This window comes from Flavobacterium sp. JAS (assembly GCF_020991455.1).
Taxonomy (GTDB): Bacteria; Bacteroidota; Bacteroidia; order Flavobacteriales; family Flavobacteriaceae; genus Flavobacterium.
On the sequence record NZ_JAJMOX010000016.1, the window covers coordinates 44073 to 70865 of the forward strand.

Sequence of the window (26793 nt, forward strand, 5' to 3'; positions counted from 1 at the left end):
TTAAAAATTAGCATTCAATCCAAATCTGAAGCCTCTGCCCACAGGTGTAGTACCCTGATCTATACCGCGAGCGAGACCTGATCCTGAACTGACCTCAGGGTTATAGCCGGAATATTTGGTAATGGTGAACAGGTTTTGGACATTTACATAGGTCTTAAGTGAAGATATTCCCAATACTTTGAGCCACTTCTGGGGTAAAAGGTATGAAAGTGTGATGTCGCGGCACCTTAAGAAGGAACCATCCTCAATATAATAGTCTGTGGACTCTCTAGGGTCCAGCACGGTACCTGCCACTTGTACCTGCGTAGTCTCGTTGTTTGCTCTCACTCTTTGAGCTTCTTCAGGACTCATATCGGGGGTAATAATGCGATATCGCTTGTCAAATATAGCTTTGGGCAAGTTATTTTTACCAGCCAATGAGTTGTTGGTTATTTCATAGTAATTAAAAATTTTGTTGCCTACAGAATAACTGAAGAATGCCACCAATTCCAGGTTTTTATACGATAATTTTGTATTGAAACCACCGAAAAATTTTGGAATTGCGCTCCCTAGATTGACTTTGTCGTCATTGTTCAGGACTCCGTCATTGTTTAGGTCGGCATATCTGCGGGCACCTTCTTTTACGTTCACCTGAAAGGTTGCTGGTTTGGTAAGAATTGTCTGGTCTGTCCAGACACCAATACTTTTATAGCCGAAAAACTGCCCTATTGGCTTACCTGGTTGCAGCCTGTATAGATACGAACTGCCTGCCACTTGATTTAGATCAAGAAATTCGTCGTCAGCTCCTGATAATTTCTCTACCGTGTTCCTGTTAAAAGCGATGTTGGCGTCTACCGACCAACTCAGATCTTTTTTGTTAATAATTTTTCCGCCCAATGTAAATTCAAGTCCCTCATTGCTAATGGAAGCAACATTTTTTGTGTAAGTAGAGTAACCAGTAGTGAGCGGTGGCGTTACGTTAAACAGTAAGCCGTCTGTATACTTTCTATATACCTCAACTGTTAAGGATAAACGGTCTTTAAAAAGAGAGATATCGGCACCCAGATTGAGAGATGAAGTTTTTTCCCATTGAAGTTCAGGGTTAGCTAAGCGATTGGGAGCAAAACCCACGTTGATCTGATTGCCAAATACAACACTTGCCACACCCAGTGTAGAAATGGTTGAATAGGAATTGATTCCCTGATTGCCTACTAAGCCCCAGCTGCTCCTTAGCTTAAATTCACTGATCATGGGAAGTCTGTTTTTGAACCATTTTTGCTGATCGATACGCCAGGCACCGCTCAAAGAAGGGAAAAACGCATATTTTTCTTTATCAACAAATTTTGAGGACCCATCGTACCTTCCTGAAAAGCTTAAATAATACAATGTCTTATAATTGTATGAACCCCGGAAAATAGCTGATACCAATTGATTTGCCGTATAGCTGCTATTGGGTACGTCAGGGGTATTACCAGACTGAATGGAATTAAAAGTTGTGAGGTTTGAAGTAAAACCAGATGAAGCTGCTGTTTGGGTTTTAGATACAAATTCTTCAGCAGAACCTACAAGGACGGCGGAGAGGTTATGATTTTTACCAAAGCGCTTATTATAGTTTGCCTGCATTTGGTATAAGATGCTGTTATTTTGAGAATTACCTAAACTTGCAATCCCTACCAGGGTGGATCCCGCCGGTCTTATTGTCGTAGGTATGTAATTTTGCAATAGGGAATTGAATGTAGTGATACCAACTAACCCACTCAATTTTAAATCGTTTGTCAGTTTATAAGATAGCCCAAAATTGGCCAGTAGTTGAGATGAGGTATTCACATTTTTAGTGCCTTGTTCTCCTGAAAAACTCAGTGGGTTCCGGATAGTAGAGGTTGCAGTGAGTACGGTAGCTGTGGTAAACCTAGGGTTGTAATAAACGGTCCTCCCGGTGTCAGGATCGTAGTACTGGGCGGTGCCTGCTCCATACATATAATCCGAAACATAATTATAGCCTCCATCCGGATTGATTAGCGGAGATGTAGGCGCCCAGGTAAGGGCTGCAGAGGTAAGAGTTGCCGAAGGCTGTCCGTTACGAATGGTACTCGAATAATTTGCTATTGCCGTAAAAGTAAGTTTAGGACTTATTTTTCCTTCATAGTTAAGTTTTCCATTATATCGTTTTAGGGAAGTAGAAGGAAGTACACCTTCTTGTAGATAATATTGTCCAGAAAAATAAATTTTATTGATATTGTCTCCTCCCGAAAGGCTTAGATTTACGTCCGTGGTAGGAGCGGTTTGCAGCAGCTCTTTTTGGTGGTCGTAAGATTTAAGGGATTCAATTTCTGATGGGAGATAAGGTTGAAGCGTGGCTGCACTATAAGTACCAATCGAACGTCTGTAAGCCCATGCTTCATTTACTAATGTAGCGTAATCTTGTGCTTTCAACATTTCTATTTTCTTTGATCTGTTTACATAAGAGCGGTTAGCGTTTACCGCTATTTTTAATTTGCCTATCTGTCCAGATTTTGTAGTGATCAATACTACCCCGTTTGAACCACGGGACCCATAAATAGCGGTCGCTGCAGCATCTTTTAAGATATCGATACTTGCGATGTCATTGGGATTGATCATGCTAAGCGGGTTTGAACTTCCGTAGGCAGATAAGCTGCTTTGCCCGTTATTGAGACCTTCAATATCCGGACTGTTCATAGGCACGCCGTCTATAACGTACAAGGGTTGTGTGGAAAAGCTCAGTGAACTGGCGCCTCGGATCTCGATACTGATACCTCCCCCAGGATCGGCACTGTTCTCTATGACATTTACCCCAGCGGCCCGTCCGCCGATAAGTTGTTGAAAATTAGAATATCCACCTTCAGTACTGTTTTCTGTATCGACTTTTACAGTGGATGTTGCTATCTCGGATTTCTTTTTGCTCTCATATCCGATTACAATTACCTCGTCCATCTTGTTGCTATCGGTTTCTAAAGAAACAATGAGGGGTTGGGGGATATTTGCAATGCTGTATTCTTTTGGTTTAAAACCGAGATAGGTAATTCTGAGTTTGCTCTGTGCGTTTGTGTATTCAATCTCAAATTGTCCATCAAGACCCGATGTTACAGCTTTATTCTCAGGTATCACCTGTATCTGTGCACCGGGTAAGGGTTGTCCGAGATCATCGTTTATTGTTCCGCTGATCTTTTTTTGTTTTTGGGCCAGTAACTCGGCCCCGTAGAACATGGTAATGATCAAAATTATGCTTTTTAATCTCATATTTTTTGGTTTAATAATTAGTTTGGTGAAATTATAAAAGAAGCTCATTTCTCGGTGTACTATAACGATGTATTTCTTCTGCAACCGTTCCCAATATTTGGGAACGCTCCCAATGAAAATCCCGGTTGTAAATTGACATGGGGGAGGATCTAAGTTCTATTTTTGAAACAATTGTCATAGCAACAGATGAATTCACCAGATTACCTAGCATTTGAGGTTTTTGTTGATTTTGAATTAAATGAAACTTTTAAACTAACCACATATGAACAGAATTAGAATTGGAAAAAGATTATTGTCGGGCATTACCCTGATTATGTTATTGCCCATTGGAGAGGTATTGGCCCAGGAGGCAGGAAAAAAGGATATTACACATAGTAAGTCCCTCTCTGGGGCTTTAGCCGGATATCAATTGGCTTACGAAGACGATTTTAACGGGAATTCGTTAAATAAAGCCGATTGGTTTTACAGGCATGGCAACAAGAAACTCGGCGGTGGATTTAACCGAAGTGAAAATGTATCGATAGTGAGTAAAGATGGTGTGGGATACCTGGATATCGCCTACAAAAAAGATACCGACTACAATAACGATGGTGTAGCAGATCTCAGTGGAGGAGGGGTAATCTCTACCAAAGCTTTTGGCTACGGATATTATGAAGCGAGGATAAAGTTTTACAAAGGGTCAAAAGGCCTGCATGAATCCTTTTGGAACCATGGACTTGCATTGAATGTAAACGATACTGGGGATATGATTTTTAGCGAAGCAGTAAAACGCGATCTGAGACCCACAGACAATGTGGCCATTGAGATAGACGCCATTGAGCTGGATTCTTACATGAATCTTGGCAAAACCAATTACTGGTTTAACAAAAAAGCCTGTGATTGTACCTCCGAGTCGACCGCAGCAGCATTTAATAGGTTCGATGCCTCCTATATGGATTTGGACCAATGGATCAATGTTGGTTTCGAATGGCTGCCTGGCATGGTAAAATACTATATTAACGGAGTAGAGCGTTACCGTTATAGTTTCACTACTCCTTCCTACGCCGCGATGGAAGTGTGGTTAACTGCACTTGCCAATACACTTTGGTTCAAAGGTGAACCATTGCCCGATGCCAGTATGAAAGTAGATTATTTCAGGTATTACCATAAGCCCACCTATGCCAATTTAATTGGTAACAATAGTTTTGAGTTTGATGGCGCAGCTACTGAAACCGTGAGGAACTGGATAATCTATGATGGTATTTATGATAATGAAAAAACCGATGGTTGCAGGGTGGTATACGATGGGACGGCTTATGAGGGTAAAGGCTACCTGCAACAGGATGGTAAATCGTCAGTGCCCTATATCGCTTCAAAGTACCAACTGGATTATATTCCTAATAGCACTTATAAGTTAACTGCGTGGATTAAAAGGTCTGCGGGAATGCAGAAGGCTACTATGGAGGTTTTGCAGCCCGGGGCGAAGACGCTTAGTGTAAATATCCCGCCAGCGACCCAATGGACAAAGATAACCCTTGAAAACATTACAGTGGGGTCGAACACTGCAACTGTTGTATTTAACACTACAGGGGCAGACGGTGAATGGCTTAAAATAGATAAAGTTGAATTATTTGATATGACTGTAAAGAACCCGGTAAAACAATGGCCGCTAATCGTACAGGAATTGGAAGACGGCTACAGTGAATCGGGCCCATTTAGGGGAAGTTTCAATTTTAGTCCGCATGAAGGCGGTATTTGGGGCAATGCAGTTAAAGGTTATAACAGCAGTTCTATACGTATGTCCAACGGTGATGCAGGGCTTTTTGCGCAATGGTCACCAGTTATACCGGCCAAGGGCAACTATGATGTATATATCTACAAGCCGGTTTCAAAAGATGCCGATAGCAATGCTAAAATCGAGATAAAATATGATGGTGGGACGACTGTCAAGTATCTGGACTATACAGCAGGGCAGGCTGGGTGGGTATTTTTAGGTAACTATAAATTCACTGAAGGCAAAACCAACTACATCCGAAATTACGTCAATACAAAAGACAAAAAAATATTAGCCGATGCAATTGCCGTGACACCGACCGGTGAGAAGGCACCTACATTAGAGTGAAGATAAAGGTGGTGCGCCACCTTTTATTTTGCTGAGAAATTAAAAAGATCCCTAGATTGTCGCTATGCGAATTATTGACCCTTCGTGTGGAGCGAAATACTGCCCGGTAAACTTAAGGTTGTATCGAAAAACAGATTTTGCCCGCACGATTTTTTGTTCAGAAGTCTGAGTTGTACTTAAGACCTCACCTGTAGGCACATAAAAGAAAAGGACAAACCAGGGGGAATTAAGCCAATACGATTTAAATTCTTAAATATGGTTACAATAAAACAATCAACGGGGATTGCAGTATCATAAGCGCACTGACCCTATACACCAGCATTATGAAAATGAACGATACTTATCTGCTACCCTATTGGAAAGCTTCTTTAAAACAATGGTGCAGCCTTAAAAATCGTGAAAGCAATTTTATGTAAAGGTTATAGCTGAAAATGGTGATTATCCAGCAGTACAATATTCAATTGCAAATCAGTTGAATGAAATCGGCAGTGATTTTCTAGATTTTAATTTGGTAGAAAAAAACAGCAATTCCAATAATATACTTGCAAAAATTTCCGGAAAGGCCCCGGGGCAATGGTTCTATGGCTATTTCGGATTTTGAAAAGAATACAGGTTAGAAGTTTACCAATAATATAAATGTTCTAGCTCAAGTAACTGTTTAACACCATCCATTGAATGGCCTGTCAGTTACTATGTTGGATTTTTATACTAGCTTCAGCCTGAACCATATGCATTTGCGAGATGAAGTTCGATAAGCATTTTTGGGTCAAAGTTCTATAATTTGAAAATTTTGATTAAATCGTATTACAAGATTAAGCAAATAAGCTTTACTTTCTACAGTGCTTTCCCAAAGGAAAGTAAAGGGAACAATTTATCATGATGAAAAAGAATTACTAATCTTAAAAGAGTAAAAAAAAGAGTCACCTGATTTGTTGGAGTAAGAGTTGTCCAGGTTTAATATCCGTTTTGAAGATTTGCTTTTAGATTGGATTTTTTAGATATATAAATGGTACTGTGGAATAATTCACTTCAATGAAACTTGAACAGTTTTTCTTGAAAACAGAGGTGTTTAAATTTTTTAAGAAATGGAAATAAAGTTTATCGGACTGCAAAAAAAAAAGCCTGAGGAATTAATACTGCTCAGGCTTTTGGTTAAAATTTGGGGCAAGGATATGGACAATTGAACGGCTTAATTTTTTGTTGCAAAAAAAGTATCCACTGCATTTATAATTGACTACAATGGTGAGATTCTTTTAAGGAGTTATATGTCATCTCTTACCAGAATAAAGAAAAATGAATTAGAATCACCTTTTGCATCCATAACGCCTAATAAAGTGTCCTCATCAATTTTTTTAAAAATATCATTAATGGGCAAATTGTCGTAAATCATGGTAGCTGAAATTTTATCTCTGTATTGTGTCATACGAAGACGTGCTTTATATTCGGTTGTTTCTATTTCTTCTCTAAAGTCACCAACTTTTCCTTCAACAGAAGGGTGATCCGCGCTCAATTTTGCTAGTTTGACAGGATCGGCAAAAAATGTATCCGTTCCATATGATGTATAGAAAACTAAGGGACTGACGTTTTGGGCGTCTTCAAAAATTTTTCCATACCATCCAGCTGCTTCTAAAGACCCATCTTGTGGATGGCCTGTATTTAATGAGTATCCCTTCCAATGACCAATTAATAATTCTATTGTTGCGGACTCAAGCTCGTCAAAAATTCGAAATGCATTTTCAGTGGTTGTTTTTCCAGTTTGTAATACTTGATTTAATGTTTCCATGAAGTTGAAATTTGAATTATAAAGACAAATTTCTGATTATTAAGGATAACGATTGTGATACAAAAGTAGTCAATGATGAAACGTTTTAACGATTTATCTCTTTGATCAAGTTGCAAACCTAAACCCGGCAGGCTTTGTTTTTACTGAATTTCTGATTTTGAAAAACATCATCTGCTAAGATTCTGCCACCACGCGTGAGCATCTTACTTATCATCTGGTTGCTAAAATTACCAGTTTTACGGCGCTAGATTCAAAGCGAATGCTTCAAATATTTTATATGAAGAATCGCAAAATTAATACTAATTCTAGTATTGTTATATTTGCTAGTAGACCAGAAAATAGAGAGACAAATTGCAAAACAGTACCCTCAAGAAGAAATTTACATTGATAAGATTCCAGAGAATGTAGAAAGGGAATATTACCTATATATTCTTGACTATTATAACTGGGATGAACCTACGTTGCTTTTTAGCTAACATATAACAGCTAATCGAACAAAAGATTGTAGCGGATAGCCCTTACGCAAATACTATAAACATCGAAAATATTACCCCACAATTTTCTTTCGGTGTACAATTTCCCAATCTGTAAGATTGCTGATTATGGTTTGTAGTCAATTGCCGTGTTCCGTAAGTTCATATTGAACCGTTATAGGTTGTATATCTAAAACGGTTCGTTTTGCCAACTGGTTTATTTCCAATTCCTTTAATTCCTTGCTCAACATCCTGTTTGAAATTCCTTCTATGTCATTCAATATATCAGCCCCCCCTTTGTTGTAACAGCTAATAGAAGATGATCGATATTTTCCATTTACCGTCCATTGTCAAGTTTCGATTTTATCTGACATAATTTACTCTACTGGTAATCAGTCTCTTTCGGTATTGGAACTATTTCATATTTTAAATTCCATTCTTTTATGTTTTCTAAGATTGGCAAAAAAGCCAGGCCTTTTTCAGACAACTTATATTCTACCCTCGGTGGTAGTTCCTTGTAGGCCAATCTTTCCAATAGTCCATCTTCTTCCAACTCTTTTAACTGTTCAGTTAGTACTTTCCTTGAAATGTGTGGTATTATGGCATCTAATTGACCAAAACGAATAGTACGGGTCCCCATCACATTTATAATGATCGGCTTCCATTTATTACCAATCGTGCCAATCGCCCTCGTAAAGGGACAATTTGAATTACAAAACTTTTCGTCTCTCATATTTTTAAATTTTGTAGTTACCTAATAGTAACCAGAATAAACTATAATAGTTACAAATATAAACTATTGATAGTATCTTTGTGAAATAAATTGAATAATAATTGAATAATAATTGAATAATAATTGAATAATGACTAAATTAGAAAACAAAGTAGTAGTTATTACAGGTGGTAATAGTGGAATTGGGTTGGGCATTGCCCAAGAATTTAAAAAAGAAGGTGCAAAAGGAGTTATTGTTGGTAGAAATCAGGAAACTTTAGATAGTGCTGTGTTACAACTTGGCGATAATTTTTTAGCCATAAATGCAGATGTAACCAACGTTGCCGACCTGGAAAGAATATTTAAAGAAACATCTGAAAAGTTTGGGAAAATAGATGTGATTGTAGCCAATGCGGGCGCTGCAACTTTAGGAACTGTGGCAGATCTTGGCGAAGCCGACTATGACAAAGCGATGAATCTAAATCTTAAAAGTGTTTACTTCACTGTTAATAAAGCTCTGCCTTTTATGAATGATGGTAGCTCTATTATTCTTATCGGGTCGATTGCGGCTCATCGTTCATACCCCTCATTTGGGCTTTATGGTGCTGCAAAAGCAGCTGTAATCTTTTTTGCAAAAGCATTTTCAAATGATCTTTTAGGCAGAAAAATTAGAGCAAATGTAATAACACCAGGTACAACAGATACACCAGCATTTGAGAAGTTTGTTCCCGCAGAACAAATTGAAGCTGTAAAAAAACACTTTGCAAGTGAAATACCGATAGGCAGGATTGGGCAATCATCCGACATAGGTAAAACAGCGGTATTTCTAGCTTCTGATGATTCTTCGTTTATCCTTGGTGCTGAAATCCTTGTTGATGGCGGTACGACATATTTAGCTAAGTAAATAATTGAACCATATGTCTCGTCCTAAAAAAGCGATACAGATTATTACATAAAAATAATTAATAAAACAGTTGCAAGAACGTTCTTGCAACTGTTTTTTGTTTTATAAGTTCTCATTTGGATTTTATCTTGAGAATGCATCTGATTTGGTGTTAACATGTGATTAGAGTAATGTGGTCTGAGTTCATTATAAATATGGATTGATTCCTTTATTATTAGGTTTGTGATTTTTCTTTTTTGATGATACTTATCAATCATAAATTCTTGTTTTAAAATTCCATTAATTCTTTCTGCTATTGCATTTTCATAGGGATCCGAGTTTTGTGTCATACTACATAGTACTTTGTTTTTGATAAGCTCTTTTTGATATTCATTAGCACAATATTGCAAGCCTCTATCAGAATGATAAATTAGAGTTAGCGCATTATGCGTTCTTTGCTTAAGAGCCATTTTTAGAGCCTTTAAACTACTTTGAGTATTGAGATTCTCAGCAACATAATATCCCATTATCTTCTTTGAATAAGCATCAGTGATTAAGCTTCGATAACACGGATTGTCTCTTTTTCCGATATATGTAATATCAGAATCCCAAACCTGTTCAGGACGATTTATTTCTAAGTCTAAAATTCGATTTTCATGCTTTCTAAAACGGTGATTTCGTCTGGCCGATTCAAAACTTTTAAAACCTAATCCGTTTTGTATGCGCCACTTGATAAAACGATGGTCCTGTTCGACAATATTGTTGAGATATTTACACTGTCGGATTTTAATCTTTGAGAACGAACGCTTATTATAGACTTTAATAGCGGCAGTATTAGAACCACTTTTATCAATGTTTATATCTTGGCTGGCAGTTATTACTAATTGGTTTAATTAGAAATGACTGAGCGCTCGTTCTCTGTCTTTTTCTAGTCAAAAGAAAGTCTACCGTATTGCCTAATTTATCTACTGCTCTATATAAATAACACCAAATACCTTTACCTTTTACTTTGATATAGGTTTCATCCAATCTCCAACTTCTATCTACTTTACCCTTTCTCTTTTTTATCTTTGACTCAAGCAAAGGTGTAAACTTATAAACCCAACGCTGAATAGTAGCATGATCAACAGAAACTCCCCGCATTTCCATGATCTCTTCAACATCCCGATAGCTTAATGCAAACCTAAGCTTAAAACATACGGCCTGCAGTAAAATAGACTTCGGATAGCAATGACCTTTCGTATTTATGAGTTTAAGAATTTAAAAAAAGGTAAAGATAAAACTTAGTTTTAGATGCGACAGAACCAAAAATGTTTAAGTAATATATTGTTTGATAGTTGTTTACTTTTTTGAAATACTATTTAACATAGCGATACTCTTTTTTTAGGCCTAATTTTTTAATAGCCTCTTCTCCAGGTTTTGGTGTTTTATCTCCATCCATATAATATTCGGAATCATCCCAATTAAAGTTTTTGTTAGTTTCTCTAGGATCACTTGATTGAATAAGATAATTTAATAGTTTTTTAGAGAGCGTTGATTTTATGTTTTGGTATTCAGTCAATTGAGAGATGTTCTTCATCTGATAAGGATCTTTCTTAAGGTCATAGAGTTCTTCTGCAGGTCGTTTTCCAAAGGCTAATTCAAAAAGTGGTTTTACTGTAATATCTTCTTTTTTCTCTAGCATAAATAATTTTGTAGGGCAAGGGTATTGCAACATATGTGAATCAACATCACCATATAAAGGAGGGTCACCTGCAGGCCATCTTTCTGGTTCATAGTTTTTAATATATAGATAGTCTTTAGTTCTAATAGCTCTACCGGGATATCCTTTTCCATCTTTACGCACAAATGCATGACGTTCTCGGCCCATAACCATGAAGTCTCTATTATTTTCCACATTTTTGTTTTTATCAGAATATAAAATTTTGGCTAAACTTTTAGCATTCATCTCCTTTGGAATATCAATTCCAGACAACTCTAGAAATGTTGGAGCTAAATCATTTAAACTAACAAAGTCATTAATAACCCTATCCCCTTTAAAGTGATTTGGCCATAAAATTATTAGTGGGATCTTAGTACCAGAATCATAAAGATTTGCTAAACCCCTCGGCATTTGCCAACCATTATCACTGCATATGATCACAATGGTATTATCCAGTTCTCCCATTTCTTTTACAAGAGCAATATAAGAGGCAACTTCTTTGTCAAATGATTGAATTTCATTGTAATAATCTGCGATATCTTTCCTTACTTCTTTAGTATCTGGAAGGTATGGAGGAACTTTTATTTTGTTTAAATCAATACCGGACTCTTTCCATCCATTTTTTCTAAATGGTCTATGAGGATTTCGACTACTATACCAAAATATCCATGGCTTTCCTTTTTGAATCTCGTTATAAAATTCTTCAAATGAATTAAATTCTTCTCCACCAGGGTTGTGCTCCCATCCTGTTGCTTCTGCGTTTCCAGGTCCCCAACCTTTTCCTTCTATTCCAACATGGTATCCAGCATTTTTCATTATTTCAGTGTATACTTTTACTTTAGGAAAGCTACTCCAAAGGTTTGCAGCATCCCCCAATCGCCAAGCATCTTGTCCTGTTAACATTGCTGCTCTAGCAGGAGAACATGAAGGAGAATTACAAAAAGCATTAGCAAATAGAACGCCCTCTTTAGCTGCTTTATCTATATTGGGAGTTTTCAATAAATCATTCCCATAGCAGCCTAGGTCGTTATAAGATTGATTATCAGACATTAAAATTAAAAAATTTGGCCTTGTATTTATTTTTGCAGAATTATTTTTGGTTTCTTTATTTTTACAACAAACTAGTAGTAATGAGCATAATAGAATTTGAATGTAATTGGTGTACGAATGCATAATTATTTTTTATTAAATTTATCTTTATGAGTTTAAAATCTATACAATAGGAGAAGCAGGGACAGATTTCTTAGAATTATTAATTCTGGATAAAAATGTTTTATTTTTCACTAACGGATTAGCCCAAATTCCTATTCCCAAAATATATGATAGTGTTAAAAAGTTAAAAAACATTCCTATTTTAAGAGAGAATAAATCACTAAGATATCCAACTATAAAGGGAGCGATAGCACCTCCAACTATTCCTGTACAAAGAATACCTGTTAATGAACCGTGATTGTGTTTTACGGAATTTAACGCAAGTGAAACTATTATAGACCACATAACAGATGCAAAAAAACCTACGGCTGGAAACGCTAAAAGGGAAATTTCTTTTGAACCAAAAAGAGCCATGGCCAATGAGATAAAAGCCATTACCGAAAATGTTTTAAGTACCAATTTACTATCAACAAATTTTAACAATATTAAGCCTAGAAAACAACCTAAAGTTAATAGTCCCCAGAAATTCCCAACAGTCTCAGCTCCAATAGTTTCAGGATTTACTTGATGATAAGTTTCTAAGAATTGCGATATCCAAAAAGAGACACCTTGTTCAAAACCAACATAACAGAAAATACCTATGAAATAAGCGATAATTATTTTGTTTTTTATCAGTTCTTTGATTATTCGCCAATCTTCAGTTTTCTCATCTTCTTTTAGTTCTACTTTCGGGAATTTACAAGTGAAAATAATTACGACCATTATTAAAGAGATGCAGGCGAATAGTACATAAATTGAGACCCAACTCATATCTTTTGGAACAAGTGAATTTAATATCGCTTTAATATTTAACAATTCTGTGTCTTCATTTTTTTTTTCTACTAAATAGGAGTAAAAATATGGGCCAGCTACACCTGCAGCACCAAAGAAAAGTTGTCCAAGTACCGAATAAAATGCAAAATTTTCCTCTCTTCCGGCAGTTCTTAACAAAGGATTTATTGCTACTTGCAACATAGCCATTCCTGTGCCAATTAGAAATAAAGAACCTAAAAACACTACAAAAGTAGGGATGAAAGCAAAGGCCGTTGCACCAATGAATGAAAGAACAAAAGCAAACAAAAGCACTTTTTTTTCTTTATATTTTTCAACTAATATTCCTGCAGGAATTGACATAATACCATAGGCTGAAAAAAAGGCAAGTGTCATAAAACCTAAGGAGGAGAATTCTAAGTTAAAACTTCCCTTAATTGCTGGATTGAGTGCTCCAAGTATATTGGTCAAGAAGGATATTACAAAAAAAATCAATAACACTAGTGCTATTAAGAGGCTTCTGTTTTTCATAGTTTTAATTTTAATCAATCAAGTTTTTTTTGTTTCAGTGTACTTTAAACTATTAAGAGCGGCTCCAATTAGTCCAGCATTATTACCTAAAGTTGCTAGTACTATTTCGACACCTTCGAGACATTCTTTGATAGCATATTTTTTTATATGTGTTCTTATCTTTTCTAAAAAATCAATATTAGATTCAGTTATACCCCCACCAATGATAATTCTTTTAGGATTGAATATATTCACGTATCCGGCGAGTCCCATTGCGATATATTCGGTGAAAATATTTACAGTTTCTAATGCAATTATATTTCCTTTATTATATTCATTTGCAATATATTTTCCATTTATTTCTAACGATAAGTCGGTAATCCCTAATTTTGATTTATATAGCTTAACAAGTCCTGTTGTTGAGGCTAGATCTTCCCAGTAATAATGTTGATTTCCAATTATAATTGGTATTACACCAAGTTCACCACCTAAACCATTATGGCCCTGAAATAAATTACCATTAATAAATATAGCTCCCCCAATTCCCGTTCCTAAGGTGATATAAATGTTAGTCTCATTATCTTTGAAAGAAAGTTCATATTCACCCATAGCCATTGCGTCTGCATCATTACAAACCTTTGTTAGAATTCCAAAACGATTAAAAATGATTTCCCCCAAGGGAATATTATTCCAATCTTTTATATTCTCGGCTCCTCCAAGTATAACATTATTATTGTTTATTAATCCCGGACTACCCACTCCAATTGATAGAATATTAAGTTTCAGTGAATCGGCAATACCTATGCAATCTCTAATAATCTCTAAAATATTATTTATAACTTTTTTTTTTGAGGTTTTAGCATTTGTAGGTTTATTTGAAGCCCAAATAAGTTTACCACTCGTATCAATCAAACCATACTTAATTATCGTTCCCCCGATATCGACTCCTATTGAACTATTTTTCATTTTTAAATCAATAATTATTGTTTTTTTATTTAAGCCTTTGCAAATGTGTACTCCGATGGATATACGATGGCATATTTATTTGGCAAAAATATTTGTTTATTTAGAAGATCATATAAATTCATGTTACACTCTTAAGGGGTATATGTTACCTATGTTAATTTCTTATTTCTAATTAGTAACAATAAAAACATTGAAAATAATTTTCAGGGAATTTATTTTCTAAATAAAACTTATATGTTTTTATTTAGAGTTAAGAAAGGTTTTAAGGATAGAGTAATTAAATATCATATGTTACATTTTTAGAGGTTATATGTTACATCCTGATGTTTGTTTTTGGTGGGTGAGTTTTAATGTTTATTTTTAAAAATTAGAAATTTTATTATTCAGTCTTATGTGCGGAATTTATTTGAGTGAAACTTATGAACATACAATTTTCAAATTTTACAATTTGAAGCGTTTCTGGATGAACTGCACTTTTTTATGCCTATTATTTTTTGTTGTCAATAATGTTTCTGGTCAATCTGAAGCAAATAATATAGCATTTAATTATTTGTCAATTAAAGACGGGCTGTCTCAAAACAGTGTTATGACAATTTTTAAAGATAGCAAAGGGATAATGTGGTTTGGAACCAGAGATGGAATTAATAGATATGATGGATATTCATTTGAGGTCTTTAGGCACGATTCGAAAGATTCAACCAGTATTAGTAATAATTCTATTAGAGCTATTTCCGAAGACTTATCTGGAAGACTTTGGATAGGTACAGCCCATGGACTAAACGTTTTTGATCCATCAACGGGAGAATTTAAAGCTTACTTTAATGTGAATAATAAAAAGCATTCTCTTTCAAATGATGCAGTACTATCTATTTTATGCGCTAAAAATGGTGATTTGTGGATTGGTACTGAAAATGGACTTAATCTTAAAAAGAGAAATGATGAAAAGTTTATAAAATTTTTGAATAATCCAAAGTCTCTTAGTACAATTAGTGATAATCATGTTTATACGCTTTTTCAAGATAGTAAAGGTGGTATTTGGGCTGGAACTAGATTTGGAGGCTTAAATAAATATAATAATATTGATGGTAGTTTTGAAAAATTCAAATACAGTCCAAAAATAAAAAATTCTATAAGTAGTAATTTTATAACTTGTATAGCGGAGGATAAAGATGGGTTGATTTGGGTGGGGACATCTATGGGATTAAATGTTATGAAAAAAGATAAATCATTTGATCATTTTTATCATAATATGGAGAATTCAAGTTCTGTATCAAATAATATGATTAGAGCACTAACCTTTGACAATTTGGGGAATTTATGGATTGCAACTTATCAAGGTTTAAGCTATTTAGAAATTAAAAAGAAGCATTTTCAAGTTTACAAGCATGTTGATGGGGGGTATAATAGTTTAAGTCATAACTCGATACGATCACTTTTATTTGATAAAAATGGATATTTGTGGGTTGGGACTTATTTTGCAGGTGTTAATATTTTTAATAGTAATTCTTCTAAATTCTCTTATTTTAGTTATAATCCAATGAATAAGAATAGTTTAGGTTTTAATATTGTTGGCGCAATGTGTGAGGATGATAAAGGGAACATATATTTAGGTACTGAAGGTGGTGGCCTTTTTTATTTTGATAAATACAATCATTCTTTTTCATCCAAAAACATCTTTTTTGGAAAAAAGATTAATTTTTATACCATTAAATCTATTCTGTTTGATTCAAAAAAAAGATTATGGATTGGCACATACGAAGATGGTTTATATATGGTTGACTTAAATAAAGGGAAATATAAATCTTTCAAAGAAACACCAAATAATAGCGAAGGATTATGGGATAATACAATATTGTGTATGTTAGAAGATAGAAATGGTAATATTTGGGTAGGAACAAATCAAGGGCTTAACTTATATAATTCTACAAATAATATTATAACTAAAAAACATATTACAAACTCTTCTTCGGATTCATTTCAAGATTCAATTATAAACTGTTTGTACGAAGATGAAGAAAAAACAATTTGGATTGGAACGAACTCAAATGGATTAATTAAATATATAGATGGATCTATTAAATATTATGTTCTTGATTCCAAAGATAACAATAGCATAAATAGTAATCATATATATAGTATTTCTCAAGATTCGGAAAAAAGATTATGGATTGGAACTTATGGTGGGGGACTAAATTTAATGAACAGAAAAAATGAAACTTTTAAAAGTTTTACTATAGCAGATGGCTTGTTAAATAATATCGTATATGGATTGGTAGAGGACGTATATAATAAATTATGGATTTCAACACCAAGTGGTATGTCAAGTTTTGATTATAAATTAAAATTATTTAAAAACTATACTGCTAATAAAGGGCTTCCTATAGAAGAATTTAATGAACATTCTATTCTAAAGCATACAGATGGAACGATTTATCTTGGAGGCTTTAACGGATTAATGTCGTTTAAGCCAAAAGAAATGAAAAATAATTTTTATCGGCCTCAAATTGTATTAACAAAACTTAAATTATTTAACAAAATCATTAAGCCTAATGATGAAAGTGGTCTATTAAAAACCTCTTTAGATAAATCAAAAGAGTTAATATTTAGCAGTAGAGATAATGTTTTTACTATAGAGTACACGGCTTTTAACTATCCTTTAACTGGGCAAAACAAGTATGCTTATAAATTAGAAGGATTTGAGGATAAATGGAACTATGTAGGAGATATGAGATCCGCAACATATACAAATTTAGATGCTGGAAGTTATGTCTTTAAAGTTAAGGTTTCCAATGGTAATGACGCTTGGAGCGATAATATAGTTTCAATAAATGTTATAAAAAAACCTCCTTTTTGGAAGACATTTTATGCTTATTTTATTTATTTGGTTTTTTTCGTATTTGTTTTTTATACAATTAGAAGATACATTTTAGTTAAATTGCATTTAGAGAATAGTTTGAAATTAAAAAAGTTGGAGCATAAGGAATTAGAGAAACTTACCAAATTAAAACTGAACTTTTTTACCAATATATCTCATGATTTTAGAACACCGCTAACTCTAATAGATGGCCCTTTACAAGAAATTTTAAAAAGTTCGAAAAATACACCGATGCATGATCAATTATTATTGATAAAAAAAAATGTATCTTTTATGTTACGTTTAATAGATCAATTAATGGATTTTAAAAAAATAGAAAGTGCAAAAATACCGCTGAATCTGTTGAGTGAACCATTGGTGCCATTTGTTAAGGAAGTCGTTTATTCTTTTGAGGAATTTGCTAAAACACAAAATATTAAATATGTATTTACAAGTAGGTTTCCAGATAAAAAGATTTTGTTTGATAAGTCTAAATTAGAAAAGGTATTGTATAATGTGTTGTCAAATGCTTTTAAGTTTACACCTGAAAAAGGTGAAATAAAGGTAGAGCTATATGCTGTAAATCAAAATAAATTTGGTCCTAACTATAAATTTGAAATTACTGAATACATAGAAATAAGGGTAATGAACACAGGTTCATCAATAAATGAGAAAAATATAGATAAAATATTTAAACGTTTTTATCAAGAGAAAAATCGTAATGTATATAGCCCGTCAGGAACTGGTATTGGATTGACTGTAGCTAAAGGACTTATGGAGTTGCACAAAGGTTATATTAATGTAAAAAGTGAAAAGGATAAAGTTGTGGAGTTTTTTATAGGTTTGCCATTGAACGATGTATACACTTCAGAAGAGAAAATAAACGAAATTCAATACTATAAGGATCAAAAAGATATAAATGAGATATCTAAAATATCTAAAACAAAAAAGTCATTAACTCATCAATATAATATAATGATAGTTGAAGATAATCACGATTTACTAAATTTTCTTGAACAGTCTCTTGCAACTGATTATAATGTGATTACTGCAAAAGATGGAAAGATGGCTTTGGACTTAATTGATGATAAAAATCATCCATCTATAATTATTTCAGATATCATGATGCCAAATATGTCCGGTTTAGAGTTGTGCAGGGTATTAAAATTTAATTCAAAAACGAGTCATATACCTATTATTTTACTTACAGCAAGAAGCTCAAAACTAATAGAACTTGACGGGTATGAAACCGGTGCAGATGATTTTATTTCAAAACCATTTAACATGGATTTATTAAAGTCAAAAATAAAAAGCATACTTAGTTCTAGAGAACGAATTGTTAATCATTCTAGAAAAGAAATTTTGTTGAATGAATCTGAAATAAACAGAACAAGTTCTGATGAAGCTTTTTTAAATAAGGTGTGTAATTATATACGTGATAATATTGAGGATCCTAATCTTAACGTGAATAATATTGGAGAATTTATTGGGATTAGTAGAGTTCATTTTTTTAGAAAAATTAAAGCAATAACTGGAAAATCCCCAGTAGTATTTATTAGAGATTTTAGATTATCTACTGCAGCAAAACTTCTAGAGTTGGATAATTACAATGTAAATGAAGTGTGTTATAAGGTTGGTTTTCAGGATATTGGTTATTTTAGAAGATGTTTTAAGAAAAAGTATAATCTTTCTGCAATTGAATTTTCTAAAAGAACAAAAAATGAAAATATTAACTAATAATTAGGTTCTCTTTTAGTGAGACAGTGTCTCCAAAAGTGTGTAAGTTGAAAAGTTGAGGCTTCGATTTTTATAATCGCAGCCTTTTTTCAAATCTAAGGTTAATTGGTTTAAAAACGATTCACAAATTTTGAATAGGCACCGACCATTTTTTAGTTGCTTATCTTAAGGCCAAATATACAGATTTCAGCACTGCATCATCATTTGGAATGACATTTTATTTTTAGTTTATTTTCGGATTTTACTATTAAGGTTTTCGATTAAATTTGTAAGTAAATGATTTTTTCTGATTTTAAATGGGAAGTAAAAAAAGACCGTTAGTTCGTCCCAGTTATCACACTATGATTTGATGTTGTGAGAATATTTACTTCCCCATTTATTTGCAAAATCGTTTAAGGATAGTTCTGTGGCTTGTGTTGTTGTAAGTATCTTTCATATCGGTATAAATTGCTTTTTATCCTTCCAAACAGCGTATTTATAAGCATCTCTAATGTGATGGACTGCACATATTTGTGTTTGAGATTCAGCAAAGACACTTCTTATTGTTCGGGTAAAACCGTTCAAGTATAGATAGCTGTAATAGTGATATCCTCAACGCGAGCTTTTAATCCGTTAAAACAATCATCCAAAAAGGATTGTTTTCATTCTTAACGAGCCACCCCTAAAACTTCTTTTTTTTTTTATTCTCGATATTGAGTCCTGCTGCTAAATAGATGATTTTATGGATGACTTTTAAGCCTTCTTTGTCTTTACAAACTAGCCATCCGTCCAAACAATTAAATAAAGATCTTGAAGGGGGCTGTCTTGCCAAGTAATTACTTCATTGGTAATTGTGTTGGTAATTCGAGATATAGGTATAGATGACATTTCACATTCATGCAATTCCTTGAGTTGTTCTTCAATATCACTAATAGTCATTTTTTTAGCATAAGGTGAGATGATCATATTCTCGATACCCTGGGTTATATTCTCTTTTGGGAATAGGGGATAAAGGAAGAATATCTGTCGCGAGGAACTTTAATTTCTTGTTAACTAAAAGAAGACTTTATGCTTTTAGTTCTGCGTCCATTGCGATAATTACCCTAGGTAGTTTTATCATGCTTTTGATTGACTAAATGAGCATCAAGTTCGGCTTCAGGCATGTAATGGGTGCCTATGTTAAATATAGTGCACAAGTGTGACTTTGCCATTTATTGAGGAGTGTTTCTAATTCAAATTATTTTTTTTAAATCATTTGTTTTGGCAATTACTTATATTTTTTTTGATTTGAAAAAAAATAGCTTTAATAATGGTACAAATGACTCCTTTTTATGTAACATAAAACCGAAAATTCGGATATGTAATATTTAAATTTACATCAACTTGTTTAAGGATTACTTGTCTTGAGAAAATCAAAGACAAATACAAAAAAGTTATTTAGCACTACTAGCTTTGTGAGTATATTGTTAGCTTATAGCAATGTTTAAATTATAGAAGATTTGAAATGGAAAGTATGGTTAAGGTTTCGATAGAGATTTCTCTTTTTGAAAACCTTGGACATTAATTAATATTAATAAAATTCTGCTTCGAAAAGAATAATTTACTATTCCTAATTTGCCCATTTGTAGTTTTTTATGGATAAAACTAGCAAGACGAGAAAGCCAGTGAGCTTAGCGTTAAAACTTGGAGAGGATACGTGTAATAGTTTGTAGTTAATGCACGTTAGGAGCTTAAGTGAAGCGTTACTCTTTATACTAGATACTCTTCAAAATGGATGATAATTAGAGAGATGTTTTTCGTGGAATATGACTAAATAAGAAAGCGTAGTTAATAATATATTTAAATTTAATAGAATTCTAAAGATGATTAAACTTACTAGACAATTGTTTTTTTTGATTTTTTTTACAATAATTTTTATCTCATGTGTTAAAGCCCAGTCTGGAAAAACAAATAATGATAGTGATATTTTGTGGCTTAAAAAAGGTTTGGAAGTGTCAAAAAAACAGCTTAAATTGGCGGCCAATTTCTATAAACCTGGCCAAAACCCAAGATCTATTTGGCCAGATAATACCAATAGACTTGCTTCTGTTAAAGATTGGACATGTGGCTTTTTTCCAGGTTCACTTTGGTATATGTATGAAATAACCTCTGATGATTTTTTCAAAGAAAAGGCAGAAAAATATACTGATGCCTTAGAAGAAGTTCAGTATTTTACAGATACTCATGATCTTGGTTTTATGCTCTATTGTTCATATGGAAACGGATATCGATTAACCAATAATTCAAGTTATAAGAAGGTTTTATTGAAGGGATCTGAATCATTAGCAACAAGGTTTTCAAAAACTGTAGGTTGTATAAAGTCGTGGGATTTCGGTAATTATGATTTTCCGGTTATAATCGACAATATGATAAATTTGGAATTGCTTATGTGGGCTTCACAAGAGAAAGGTGATAATTTGTTTAGAGACATAGCAGTATCACATGCTGATAAAACATTAGCGAATCATTTTCGAAAAGATAATAGTTCTTATCATTTGATTGATTATGATTCTAAAACGGGAAATGTAAAACGAAAAATGACCCATCAAGGATATTTAGATGAATCCGCATGGGCGCGTGGACAAGCTTGGGGACTTTATGGTTATGTAATGATGTACACTAAAACACATAAAAAAGAGTATTTGGATCAAACCATAAAAATAGCAGACTTTATTATGAATCATCCACGGTTACCCGAGGACAAAATACCCTTTTGGGATTTTGATGCCCCTCATATACCTCATGCTAGAAGAGATGTTTCTGCAGCAACTGTTAATGCTAGTGCTTTGTTGGAGTTAAGTAAGATAACAAATAATAACAACTACTTTTTATTTGCCGAAAGTACCCTGAAGACACTTTCAAATGATAACTATTTGTCTAAACCAGGTGAGAACTCTTTTTTTGTGTTAAAGCATAGTGTAGGTAATTTCCCTAACTATTCTGAGATAGATACGCCTTTAAATTACGCTGATTATTATTATTTGGAGGCCTTAATACGATACGCCAATATCAAGGGGATAGATTTAGGGAAAATATAATTTTTAAAGAATAAATCGAGTATTTAAATGTGATTAATTAGTGTTAACAAGTAAATGCTTGTTAATTTTTGCTTGAAAATAAATATATAAAAATGAATAAAATTTTAATCTTTCAATTTTTTGCTTTAATAGGTGTAAGCTCATTTGGACAATCTTTACCTCAAGACAGACCTAATATTCTTTGTTTGGTGATAGAAGACAGAAGTCCTTATCAATTCGGTTGTTATGGGAGTAAGGACATTAAAACCCCAACAATAGATGGTTTAGCTGAAAAAGGAATTTTATATACTAATGCGAGTTCAAATGCTCCACATTGTTCGCCTGCTAGGTCGACTTTAATCACGGGTTGTTATGCAACGACCTTTGGTATGGATGTACATAGAGAAACATATATAACACCTCAGAATATATTTTTCCCTCAATTGTTAAGAGATGCAGGCTACTTTTGCACAAATAATAGTAAGACAGATTATAATACCACAGTCAACAACGATAAACTTTGGGATGAGTCAAGTTCAAAAGCTACGTATATGAGTAAAGATCGCAAGTCTAACCAACCATTTTTTGCAGTATTCAATACAGAGGCAACTCATATGGGGTTAGTTAGGACAATAACAACTGAAGATAGGCCAGATTTTAAAAAATTTGGTATTGATGAAAATAATATTTTTTTACCTAAACATGTTCCTGATTTACCTGAAGTAAGGTCGGATGAAGCATATCAATTGAAAGCTTCTCAAGAGGCTGATTCTTGGGTAAAAGCCCATTTAGAAAAACTTAAATCGGAAGGATTGACAGAAAATACTATTGTTTTGTTCTACAGTGACCATGGTGGATGTTTACCTAGAGGAAAAGGATTTCCTTTTGAAAGTGGTTTACGCATTCCGTTGGTTATATACGTGCCATCAAAATGGCAAAAAGAACTTAATGTTAAGGAGGGGTTGGTTGTGACTAAAAATGTTTCATTTGTTGATTTTGCACCAACATTCCTAAGTCTTGCAGGAGTAAAAACACCTAAATTTATGCAAGGAAAAGCTTTTTTGGGGACGTTTGAAAAAACTCCTGAAAAATTGCAATATGGTTTTAGAACCAATCAGGAAAATTATCATTATGATCCAAGTCGAACAGTAAGTGATGGACATTTCAAATATATAAGAAATTATATTCCCTACAAACCTTTTTGCCTTCGAAATCTTTATCAGTGGGGTATGCCTGCTAATTTAGCGTGGGATGAATACGTCATGTCTGGTGAATGTAAAAATCCCGATTGGTTGTTGCCTTACAAACCTAAATCAAATGAAATGTTATTTGATTTAGAAAAAGATCCTTGGGAACTAAATAATTTATCTAAAAATCCAGAATATAAATCAAAACTATCTTATTTCAGAAAACAAGTTTCAAAACACATTAGAGCTTCCAAGGATTTAGGTTTTTGTCCTAGGGAAATGCGGAAAACAAAGAAAAATGGACTCTTTAATTGGGTAGAGGAAACTCATTTTCCTTTAGGAAACCTTTATAATGCAGCTGAATTGGCTAGTAGTGCTACTCTAGAGGATTTGCCAGAGTTATTAAAGTTGCTTGAAAGCCCACACGATGAGCTTAGATATTGGGGGGTAGTAGGGTTTTGTACTTTAGGATCACAAAAAATGTTAAAAGAAGTTCCTGATGACCTAAGAAAAATGTTGAATGATAAAGAGCCTGAAGTAGTTTCAATGGCAGCCGAAGCTTTTTGTTATTTGGGTGAATTTGATTTAGGGGTGAATAAATTAGTAAACTTATTGAAGGAAAATTATGACCCAGCTTATTCCTCATTAGAAACACTCACATGGTATCCAAAACAAAAAGAGATGCTTATAAAATATATTTCAACTTTTCAAAAAATTGCTGCCGAACATGCCAACGAGGGAAATGATAGAATGGAGCTTGGTGTAAAAGTAAGATCAATACTTGTAAATTTAGGAGCTTTACCATTAAGTGAACTTTATAGTAAAAAAGATATTGAAGAGGGAATTAAAAAAAATAAAGCAGGGAGAAAGTTTCTTTATCCAAGTGATATTTTTACCAATTAAAATTTTATACATCATTATGCAAAACTTATTTATGATATTAATGAAGTATTTAGGTTTGAACAAAAAATGTGGTCTCTTTATTTTACTTTTTAGTATTTCGGTTTGTTGTTTTTCTTTTCAAAAATTAAATCGAGATATCAATAATAATGATTTAAAAGAAATTGAAGAACATAATCCCTTACCAGAGACTATTTATGAGGAATGGCGCATATCTCCAAAACCAGCTAATGATGTAATTGTTGGACAAAATCCGACTGCATTACTTTGGAAATCTGAAAAACATTGGAATAATAAAGAGGTAACTTATAAGGTTTATTTAAGTCAAGACAAAAATTTCTCAAAAGAAAACACATTTGTAAGCTCTGAGCAAAAATATTGTTTTTTTAATCCCCACAAAAAGTTGGCTTCTGGAAAATGGTTTTGGAGATATGATATTATTGATGAAGATGTAATAATTGTAGGTAAGGTTAATTCATTTATTGTAGATCAAAATTCAATGATTTTTGAAACTCCCAATATAACAGAACTTCTTTCAAGAATTCCTAAAAGCCATCCGCGGATTATCAATCAAGGTAAAAATATTGATTCGATAAGGCTGAAGGCAAAAAGCCATCGTATCTATAAAACATTAATTGATTTAGGTTTGAAGGTCATGAAATCTGAGATATATAGAGGTCCTGTGGATGATCCCGATCCCGCAAAAGGCAAGGCTATTTCTATAATTACTAGTAAGGAAATAGGTTATTTTAACAGATTGTTAGAGGCATATGTATTGTCGGGAGATAAAAACATGTTAGACAATTTGTTGGAACGGACTGAGGTTTTTTTAGGATGGCCTACAGATGATCTTTTAGGGTCCCAAGTACTTATGTCACTTTCTACGGGATATGACGTGCTTTATGATGAGTTGTCTGATGTGTTTAAAAAAAAGATGCTAGCAGTTATAAAGAATCAACTTGTTCATGGATTGAAAAAATGGCCCGGTTTAATGGAAACGAGACAAGTTGAGAACCATTTTTGGCAAATGGAAGTAGCGGGGAATTTTACAGCGGCTTTAGCTACCATCAAAGATTTAGATGAAAGTCGTGAAATGCTTGAATACATGTATGAATTGTTTTTGGCGCGTTTTCCAAATTTGGCTAATCAAGAAGGAGGTTGGGCTGAAGGTATTGGCTATTTTGGAGTAAATAAAAGCTCTATTATTGATATGCCTTTACTATTAAAAAAGGTGTGTGGTGTTGATATATTTAAAATGAATTGGTATAAAAATTTAGCAGATTATTATATCTATTTTGCTCCAGTTGGGGGGCGTATTTCTGGATTTGGTGACATGCATGATAGGGTAGTAGACGGAAATGTGGGACACTCTATGATGATGATAGTGGGGTATGAAAACGAAGATAAAAAAGCATTATACAGGTTAGGGGCTTTATTAACCTGGAATAAAACAACCAATGAGAAAGAAAACTGGTTTGAAGATAAATTAGAATCTATTGAGCCTTGGTACCAAATCATTAACAGTATACAGTTGGATTCAACAATAGTAGAAAAACCAAAGAAAATGCCTTCTTCTAAGTTATTTAAAGGTGTTGGTATAGCTGCTTTACATACTAATGTTTTAGAGAGTGAAGTGAATACAGCTGTTTATTTTAGGTCTTCTCCGTTTGGGGCTAAAGGGCATATGCATGCTAATCAAAATTGTTTTAATTTATCAAGAAAAGGAGAACCTGTTTTTTATTCAACAGGTTATTATACAACGTTTGCAGATCCTCATTCTTTGACTTCTTACAGACATACAAGAGCTCATAATGACATATTGGTTAATGGTATGGGGCAAGCTTTTGGTCATGAAGGATATGGGTGGATAAAACGATTTATAGATGGAAAACGAATTTCATACGTATGTGGTGACGCTAGTAAAGCATATCGTCCAATAGTTGATAAACAGTTTATTGAACTTAATATGCAAAATGGTATAAACCCAGATGAACTAAAGTCTGGGTTTGGAGATGCCAAATTAAAAACATTTGAACGTCATCTTATTTTCGTAAAGCCAAACATAGTTATAACTTATGACGTACTTGAATCGGAAAATGAATCAGATTGGAGTTTGCTTCTTCATTGCATGAAAGAGCCTAAAGAGATTACTGATAATTCATTAAAATTAGTATTGGATAAAAGCTATGTTGAAGCATCTGTTTTTGGGAGTTCAGCAACTAAATTATTAATTACAGATCAGTTTTATTCCCCTGCTATTGATATAAAAAAGAAATATAAAAGTCTTCCGAATCAATATCATATAACTTCTAAAACGATAGAAAAAACAAAAAAAATGCGTTTTTTAACTATAATTAGGTTAGGAGATAAAAGCAGTGAAATATCCAATTTTAAAGTAGTAAATGAATCTGTTTTTCAGTTGGGAGATATTGTATTAAAAGCAGAGCTTAATGTTGATAAATCCCCATCAATTTCTATAATAACAGATCAAGATGCTTTTTATATTAATAAATTACCAGAAGGTACTTATGAAAATAAGGTAGTTTTAATTGAAAAGAATGGTTCGAAAAAAAAGATGTATTGAAATTTATGGCTGTATGCCTATCAAGTATTTAGACAAAATAGAGAATTCAAAAGAATAAATAATACAACCTTAATTTAAAACAACAGAAGGAAAAACTAATATAAAAAACTACAGATTAGTAGTCATTTAGACAACAATTGAGCGGTCATTAAAAAGACTTAAAAAGA

General features: G+C 33.5%; 16 protein-coding genes and 1 pseudogene. 6 read left to right on the forward strand and 11 right to left on the reverse strand.

All coding sequences use genetic code 11. The features are described 5' to 3' along the window. Positions 1-3321, reverse strand: a complete 3321-nt coding sequence (locus LPB88_RS21520) for a TonB-dependent receptor (protein WP_230717722.1) — start codon at positions 3319-3321, stop codon at positions 1-3. Between the two features lie 178 nt (positions 3322-3499). On the opposite strand from LPB88_RS21520, the gene LPB88_RS21525 reads away from it, so the two are divergent. Next, positions 3500-5338 (forward strand): hypothetical protein, encoded by a 1839-nt coding sequence (locus tag LPB88_RS21525; protein ID WP_230717723.1) that lies wholly within the window; start codon positions 3500-3502, stop codon positions 5336-5338. Between the two features lie 1261 nt (positions 5339-6599). Here the strand turns inward: LPB88_RS21525 and LPB88_RS21530 are convergent. The 3 genes from LPB88_RS21530 to LPB88_RS21540 all read right to left on the reverse strand — a co-directional run bounded on the left by LPB88_RS21530 (position 6600) and on the right by LPB88_RS21540 (position 8327). Beyond that, the gene (locus LPB88_RS21530) at positions 6600-7121 is read right to left on the reverse strand and encodes a DUF4334 domain-containing protein (protein WP_230717724.1); all 522 of its coding nucleotides are present in this window, start codon (positions 7119-7121) and stop codon (positions 6600-6602) included. Between the two features lie 613 nt (positions 7122-7734). Then, a complete protein-coding gene (locus tag LPB88_RS21535) occupies positions 7735-7845 on the reverse strand; it encodes a helix-turn-helix domain-containing protein (protein WP_230717725.1) in 111 nt (36 codons plus the stop codon). A gap of 131 nt (positions 7846-7976) precedes the next feature. Further along, complete coding sequence (locus LPB88_RS21540) at positions 7977-8327, reverse strand: helix-turn-helix domain-containing protein (protein ID WP_230717726.1); 351 nt, start codon at positions 8325-8327, stop codon at positions 7977-7979. Positions 8328-8457: 130 nt separating this feature from the next. Here LPB88_RS21540 and LPB88_RS21545 point away from each other — a divergent pair, with 130 nt between their 5' ends. Next, entirely contained in the window at positions 8458-9210 is a 753-nt protein-coding gene (locus LPB88_RS21545) for a glucose 1-dehydrogenase (RefSeq protein ID WP_230717727.1), read from the forward strand. A gap of 44 nt (positions 9211-9254) precedes the next feature. Here LPB88_RS21545 and LPB88_RS21550 read toward each other — a convergent pair whose 3' ends face one another. From LPB88_RS21550 to LPB88_RS21565, 5 genes and pseudogenes are all read right to left on the reverse strand, one after another. Continuing rightward, positions 9255-9836 carry a transposase gene (locus LPB88_RS21550; protein ID WP_370635897.1) on the reverse strand — a complete coding sequence of 194 codons (582 nt, stop codon included), beginning with the start codon at positions 9834-9836 and terminating at the stop codon, positions 9255-9257. A 42-nt stretch (positions 9837-9878) separates the two neighbouring features. After that, positions 9879-10449 (reverse strand): annotated as a pseudogene (locus LPB88_RS23895) (IS6 family transposase); the annotation flags it as partial. Positions 10450-10546: 97 nt separating this feature from the next. Continuing rightward, positions 10547-12064, reverse strand: a complete 1518-nt coding sequence (locus LPB88_RS21555) for a sulfatase (RefSeq protein WP_255673728.1) — start codon at positions 12062-12064, stop codon at positions 10547-10549. Positions 12065-12103: 39 nt separating this feature from the next. Further along, a complete protein-coding gene (locus tag LPB88_RS21560; protein ID WP_230717729.1) occupies positions 12104-13384 on the reverse strand; it encodes an MFS transporter in 1281 nt (426 codons plus the stop codon). An 18-nt stretch (positions 13385-13402) separates the two neighbouring features. After that, positions 13403-14329 carry an ROK family protein gene (locus tag LPB88_RS21565; protein ID WP_230717730.1) on the reverse strand — a complete coding sequence of 309 codons (927 nt, stop codon included), beginning with the start codon at positions 14327-14329 and terminating at the stop codon, positions 13403-13405. A gap of 463 nt (positions 14330-14792) precedes the next feature. Between LPB88_RS21565 and LPB88_RS21570 the strand changes: the two genes are divergently transcribed. Further along, positions 14793-18920, forward strand: a complete 4128-nt coding sequence (locus LPB88_RS21570; RefSeq protein ID WP_255673729.1) for a hybrid sensor histidine kinase/response regulator transcription factor — start codon at positions 14793-14795, stop codon at positions 18918-18920. A 228-nt stretch (positions 18921-19148) separates the two neighbouring features. Here the strand turns inward: LPB88_RS21570 and LPB88_RS23900 are convergent, their stop codons facing one another. Both LPB88_RS23900 and LPB88_RS21575 read right to left on the reverse strand, forming a co-directional pair. Next, the gene (locus LPB88_RS23900; RefSeq protein ID WP_370635898.1) at positions 19149-19211 is read right to left on the reverse strand and encodes a hypothetical protein; all 63 of its coding nucleotides are present in this window, start codon (positions 19209-19211) and stop codon (positions 19149-19151) included. 465 nt (positions 19212-19676) lie between these two features. After that, entirely contained in the window at positions 19677-19865 is a 189-nt protein-coding gene (locus LPB88_RS21575) for a transposase (RefSeq protein WP_370635894.1), read from the reverse strand. An 896-nt stretch (positions 19866-20761) separates the two neighbouring features. On the opposite strand from LPB88_RS21575, the gene LPB88_RS21580 reads away from it, so the two are divergent. The 3 genes from LPB88_RS21580 (at position 20762) to LPB88_RS21590 (ending at position 26626) form a co-directional block, all read left to right on the forward strand. Further along, positions 20762-21976: a glycoside hydrolase family 88 protein gene (locus LPB88_RS21580; protein WP_230717733.1), complete on the forward strand. Its 1215-nt coding sequence runs from the start codon at positions 20762-20764 to the stop codon at positions 21974-21976. Between the two features lie 92 nt (positions 21977-22068). Then, positions 22069-24045: a sulfatase gene (locus LPB88_RS21585; RefSeq protein ID WP_230717734.1), complete on the forward strand. Its 1977-nt coding sequence runs from the start codon at positions 22069-22071 to the stop codon at positions 24043-24045. Beyond that, positions 23975-26626, forward strand: coding sequence for a DUF4962 domain-containing protein (locus LPB88_RS21590; RefSeq protein ID WP_230717735.1), 2652 nt, complete (start codon positions 23975-23977; stop codon positions 26624-26626). Before LPB88_RS21585 ends, LPB88_RS21590 begins: the two co-directional genes overlap by 71 nt. Positions 26627-26793 lie beyond the last annotated feature (167 nt).